The 5,000-nt window shown below is 61.9% G+C and carries 5 protein-coding genes and 3 tRNA genes; 1 reads left to right on the top strand and 7 read right to left on the bottom strand.

What is annotated here, in order from left to right; all coding sequences use genetic code 11:
• Window positions 1-237 precede the first annotated feature (237 nt).
• The 4 genes from PG2093B_RS02690 to PG2093B_RS02675 all read right to left on the bottom strand — a co-directional run bounded on the left by PG2093B_RS02690 (window position 238) and on the right by PG2093B_RS02675 (window position 1,368).
• Window positions 238-313: transfer RNA gene (locus tag PG2093B_RS02690), tRNA-Phe, on the bottom strand.
• Between the two features lie 36 nt (window positions 314-349).
• Window positions 350-423: transfer RNA gene (locus tag PG2093B_RS02685), tRNA-Asp, on the bottom strand.
• A gap of 35 nt (window positions 424-458) precedes the next feature.
• A tRNA-Asp gene (locus tag PG2093B_RS02680) sits at window positions 459-532 on the bottom strand.
• A gap of 101 nt (window positions 533-633) precedes the next feature.
• Window positions 634-1,368, bottom strand: coding sequence for a DUF4190 domain-containing protein (locus PG2093B_RS02675; protein ID WP_242502794.1), 735 nt, complete (start codon window positions 1,366-1,368; stop codon window positions 634-636).
• A 209-nt stretch (window positions 1,369-1,577) separates the two neighbouring features.
• Between PG2093B_RS02675 and PG2093B_RS02670 the strand changes: the two genes are divergently transcribed.
• Window positions 1,578-1,979: a hypothetical protein gene (locus tag PG2093B_RS02670; protein ID WP_129897081.1), complete on the top strand. Its 402-nt coding sequence runs from the start codon at window positions 1,578-1,580 to the stop codon at window positions 1,977-1,979.
• A gap of 75 nt (window positions 1,980-2,054) precedes the next feature.
• Here the strand turns inward: PG2093B_RS02670 and PG2093B_RS02665 are convergent, their stop codons facing one another.
• From PG2093B_RS02665 to PG2093B_RS02655, 3 genes are all read right to left on the bottom strand, one after another.
• Entirely contained in the window at window positions 2,055-2,822 is a 768-nt protein-coding gene (locus PG2093B_RS02665; RefSeq protein ID WP_129897079.1) for a GntR family transcriptional regulator, read from the bottom strand.
• Between the two features lies 1 nt (window position 2,823).
• On the bottom strand, window positions 2,824-4,188 hold the full coding sequence (locus PG2093B_RS02660) for an aspartate aminotransferase family protein (protein ID WP_129897077.1): 1,365 nt from the start codon (window positions 4,186-4,188) through the stop codon (window positions 2,824-2,826).
• Window positions 4,189-4,367: 179 nt separating this feature from the next.
• Window positions 4,368-4,805, bottom strand: coding sequence for a hypothetical protein (locus tag PG2093B_RS02655; protein ID WP_129897075.1), 438 nt, complete (start codon window positions 4,803-4,805; stop codon window positions 4,368-4,370).
• Window positions 4,806-5,000 lie beyond the last annotated feature (195 nt).

Below are 5,000 nucleotides of genomic sequence, written 5' to 3'. Positions count from 1 at the left end.
GATGACGAACCCATGAGCCAACCCATCCTCGGCACTGGCATCGACTGGAACGAATTCCACACCGCCGCCCGCTACCCAAACACCACCGACTAGGAGTCTAAATCAATAACTTTAGTTCCTATATGCCCGAATATGGCATATGACGCCGCGTCACGAGCAAATCGACACGCCGACAAGCACGGATGTTCAGCCGGCAGGAAACAAAAAGCCTCCCGCCTGCATGAGGCGGGAGGCCGGTGGTGGCTCCGAGCGGCATCGATCCGCTGACCTAACGATTTTCAGTCGTTCGCTCTACCAACTGAGCTACAGAGCCAGAACAATCCACATCAACATCTGCGAGTGGACTTCGCGACCACGACCGGACTTGAACCGGCGACCTCCGCCGTGACAGGGCGGCGCTCTAACCAACTGAGCTACGCGGCCTTGGAGCACTGGAGAACGAATCTCCGTGACCAAAGCGACCACGACCGGACTTGAACCGGCGACCTCCGCCGTGACAGGGCGGCGCTCTAACCAACTGAGCTACGCGGCCGTTGCTTCCTGATGAGAACCTCACCGGGACAACAAATGTATATAATACTCAAACGCCCCTTAAGCGCAACTCCCGGCGTGTCGCCCACGCCGTGGCCACACTCAGTGCGCCAGATCCACCTGATACGTGACGACTGACGCCGGCGAAACCTGGAACGGCAACGTTGCGGCATCGGGCGATTTGGCACCTTCGCGGTATGCCGAGTAATCGAAGTCGTAGTCGGAATCGAAGTCGAGCATGTCGCATTCGTCTTCGTCGCAGACCTGGCAATCGCCGTTGTGGCAGACTGTGCACTTGCCGTTCTTGCACACCGTGCCGTTCACATTGATCCATTCGGGGTGGTCGGAGACCTCATTGACCACCCAGAACACCAGCCAGATGCTCAACACGGACAATACGGTCATCACCGCGCCGATCACAATGCCCGCGATGGCCATGCCCTTGCTCTTCTCATGTGATTTGTTGATCTGCACAAGCGCGATGATCGAAATGATCAGGCCGGCCGGCGCGATGATGAACGACAGGATGAAGCCCACAATGCACATGACGTTCCACTTGTGCTGCGGTTCCGCCATGCCATACATGCCCTGCGGCGGCACCTGGCCATATGGCGGCTGGGGCGCAGCCGGCGGCATCTGCGGCTGGGTGTACTGCGCCGGCTGCTCGCCGTACTGCGGGGTACCATACACCTGCCCATACGGCTGGGCACTCGGCTGCGCGTATTGCGGCTCGGCATGAGGTTGCGCAGGCGACGGTTCGCTTCCGTAGGGCTCCTGGGCGAATCCCTGCGGATGGTCGTTCATTGGCTCTTGCTCATATGGATTCTGTTCTGTCATAGAACCCACAGTGTAACAGCGCAAACCGGGGCCCGCCTGTGACCCTCCACAATCATCCAACGACCGTCTCATATTCCGGAACCAGCCAAGTGCCTTGCACCGGCGCCTTTCCATACGGTTTTTATTGCCGTGAGAGGATACCCACCCCCACCACACCCAAAACCCCGTACCGTGGAACATAGCATATCCATCCAGGGAAAGAGGCAACCATGGCAAGCGACGACGAGACCATCGACAGGCTGAGCGACAAAGAGCTCGACGAGCTCACCAGCCCGGATGACAATCCAGACGAGGCGGACGTGGAGGATTCGGCGCACAATGTGAACGTCGCCGCAATCATCTGCGGCATCGTGGCCGGCATCCTGTTCATCGGCGCCGGTATCTGGCTGTATCTCTACTTGCGCGACAAGCACGCCGAGTGTGCGCTCTCCCGCCAGATCAGGCAGTTCAAGGGCGATGTGAGGCACATCGTGAAGGAAGCCGACCCGAAGCGCCTCGCACGCAACTACGAGGTGCGTCAGGCGATGAACACAATCTCCGACTACGTGCACGAGATTCCGGGCCACGTCGAGGATGCGGCATCACGCGTGCGTGACGCCATCAGCGACTGAGCGCCAATCGGCACACGATCCGCAACGGACACCATTCGTGATGGGGCCGGCATCTGAAAGACGCCGGCCCCATCGTCATCGCTGCGTGGCGGACAGTCGCACGAATCCGGAATGGTGCATAGTGAACCGAATGCGGTTCGCGTCATACACATCGGTGGCGCGTTCGCAGGGCCTCCCCTGTTGATCATATGCCACGCGGGATATCCGCATGGTCGGCGCACCCACCGGCACATGCAGATGTTCCGCCGCCTGCGCCGCTGCCGGCGCATAGTCGAGCGTCTCGTCCACGCGCTGTGGTCGGATCCGGTATTCCTGTTGGAACAGCCCGTAGAACGACATGCTCAGGTCACGGTTGAGGAACCCCGGGAACAGATATGCGGGCAGATGGTTCGTCTCCACGGAAAGCGGCGCACTGCCGAGCATGCGCAGGCGCGTGACCACATACACCGTGGGCCTGTCCGCGGGCAGCCGCAGCAGCCGCACGTCCGCCGCGGACCCCGTTGCCACGACCGCGCTGAGCACAATGGACTGGAGCGCCCACCCCTGCCTCTTGGCGATCTGCGTGAGTGATTCCACGGTGTTGAGATTGCGTTCCAACCGGCCGTCGGAGACGACGATGCCACCGGCACGGCCGATTTTGCGCACAATCTCGTGATTCGACTCGAGTTCGGCGAGCGCCACGCGCAGATTCGAACGCGAGACGCCGAGCAGTTCGGCGAGCGCGCGCTCGGTGCCGAGTTTTTCGCCCGGCATGAGCTCGCGTTGCGCAATGATCTGCCGCACAACGCGCACGACGTCTTCGACGTTTGTGCGCGTGGCGGTGGTGGAGTTGGGTTGCTCCATATTACAGACCGAGTTCCTGCAGTGTGTCGGTGAAGGCACTCATGAACCAGTCCACGTCCTGCTCGCTGAACACGAGCGGCGGGCGCAGTTTGAGGATGTTGCCGAACCGGCCGCACACCGACGTGAGCACATGGTGCGCGCGCAGTGTCTCGAGGATGTCGAGCGCGGCGGCCTGATCGGGGTCCTTGGTGCCCGGCTTGACGATTTCGCAGCCGATGTACAGGCCGGCCCCACGCACGTCGCCGATGCACGGGTGGGCGGGCATGAGGTCGGTGACCGCCTGCTTGAACACCGCGCCCACGCGCTTGGCGTTGCCCATCGTGTCTTCGCTGCGCATCACGTCGAGCGTGGCCTGCGCTGCGGCCATGCACACGGGGTTGCCGCCGAAGGTGTTGAAGTACGGGATGGAGCCGGCGAATGGCTCGAGCACTTCCTGTCGTGCGGCCATGAGCGACGTGGGCAGGCCGTTGGCCATCGGCTTGCCGCTCGTGACCAGGTCGGGCACGATCCCCTGCCGTTCGAACCCCCAGAACGCGTCGCCGGTGCGGGTGAACCCCGGCTGCACTTCGTCGGCGATCCATACGCCGCCCAGTTCGTGCACGGTGTCGATGACCGGCTGCAGATAGCCGACCGGATCGGGATAGACGCCATCCGACGAGAAGATCGAATCGGCGAGCAACGCCGCGAACCTGATGCCGTGGCGGTTCATGTCGGCCACGGCTTTTCGCACCTCGGCCGCCATCCAGCCACCGAATTCCTCCGCTGTGCAGACGCTGGCCGGCTTGCCGTCGATGGACAGGCGGTATGTGTCGGGCGTCGGGATCATGCGCATGGTCAGCCCCAGATCCTGCGCGGTGCCGAGGGCCGGCGAGAGTTTGGAGGTGAGCGCGGAATTGCCGTGGTAGGCCTCGGCCGTCACGATCACACCCTCGCCACCGGTGTAGGCCTGCGCCACGCGCACGGCCAGATCGTTCGCTTCGGAGCCGGTGCACTGAAACATGATGCGGTTGAGCTCGTCAGGCATCGTGGAGAGGATATCGTCGGCGTAGTTGAGGATGTTCTCGTGCAGGTAGCGCGTATGCGTGTTGAGCAGTGAGGCCTGGCGGGCAATCGCTTCCACCACGCGCGGGTGGGCGTGGCCGACGGAGGCGACGTTGTTGTAGACGTCCAGATACTCCGTGCCGTCGGCGTCCCACACATGCGCCCCCTCGCCTTTCACCAAGTGCACAGGCGTGCGGTAGAACAGGCGGTATGCGGGGCCGAGCACATCGCGTTCCTCGGTCAGGCGGCGTGTTTCGGGGTCGAGCGCCGCCGCCATCTCGGGGCGGAAGCTGTTGGTGTCCATGATGGTGGAGCGAGTTGCCATGCTGATACTCCTTCTGTTATGTCGATTCCCGACGCTTCTTGGTCTACGGTCAATCGGTTCGAAACGTATGCCAGTGAGCGTAGCTCACGAATGTTGTGCGGCCGGCAATCGAATGGAAACGAACCATTTCTACATATTTCCCATATTTGGTTGCCTCTCCACATCCAAGGAACGCCATCCTAATGGCCGCCGCCCGGGGCTCCCTCGGATATGGGGAATGATTGAGGTCGATCTTGCAGCCGATGCCAGACCACACCGAACGCCGCGGCTCCCACCGCGCCCATCACACCCAGGGCGGCACGGACGGATGGTTTACGCAGCATGTCCCCTATGCAGCCGGCATCGCACAGCGCACGATCACCGAAAGTGTGCTGCAGGGCCCGCGGGGGCACCCGGCCAAGCAAGTCGCCGTAGTCGAGCAGTTCGGTGGTGTAGGATGCGGGGTCGCTCTCGTGGAATTCAAACACCCGCAATGCATGGTCCTTGCCACGCGGTCCGTATGAGGTGAATCCACACGTTGGCGTGTAACCCATGTCAAGCCCATCATGATGGGTGATGAACGAGTTGGTGTGGTCGTGGCCACAGAACAAGGCGAAATACCCGCCCGCGTTTTTCATGGCACGCACCTCGCCACTGTTGTGCTCACTGCAGCATGGGTGTTCCCGTAGTGCAGACCCCGGTTTGCTGGGTTATACGCCAAAATGTGTGTCCTTTTGACTAGTTGCTGTCTTGCCATGGCGTGCTCCTGTGGAAGTCGTTCCATTCGATGCCGGTGCCGTATCGCTGCGGCATGCCGGTCTGGTCGTGCATGG

The organism is Bifidobacterium pseudolongum subsp. globosum (assembly GCF_004155535.1).
In the GTDB taxonomy this organism is placed as follows: domain Bacteria; phylum Actinomycetota; class Actinomycetes; order Actinomycetales; family Bifidobacteriaceae; genus Bifidobacterium; species Bifidobacterium pseudolongum_C.
Note: the sequence above shows the minus strand (reverse complement) of the source record. Positions and strands in the feature narration are given on the sequence as shown.